The organism is Campylobacter sp. RM9333, from assembly GCF_020137705.1.
In the GTDB taxonomy this organism is placed as follows: domain Bacteria; phylum Campylobacterota; class Campylobacteria; order Campylobacterales; family Campylobacteraceae; genus Campylobacter_E.
In genome coordinates, this window is record NZ_JACGAY010000071.1 from 1 (window position 1) to 256 (window position 256).

Annotated in this window: 1 protein-coding gene; it reads right to left on the minus strand. The window is 24.6% G+C overall.

What is annotated here, in order from left to right; genetic code table 11:
- Nucleotides 1-256 (minus strand): hypothetical protein (locus tag AVBRAN9333_RS09490; RefSeq protein ID WP_214120739.1); only part of this gene is annotated, 256 nt, incomplete at both ends.

The following is a 256-nucleotide window of genomic DNA, read 5'->3' on the forward strand; positions in this document are numbered from 1 at the left end:
GCAATCTCACTAAACCAACCTGCTACATAATTAGCAGCGTCGCCTTTTAAAATAGTTTTTCCATTTTCTTCTAAAAAATCATTTTTATTAAAAAAGCTTTTTAAATCTTTTAAAGTATCTTTATCTAAGCTAATCCCTACGCTTTTATTATCAAGGCTAAAAAATACATTTAATTCTTTATCACTTGTTTTATATTCAAAATTATTTGTTTTTATATCTTGTCTTATTTGGCTTAGATTAATAGTGCTATTTACAT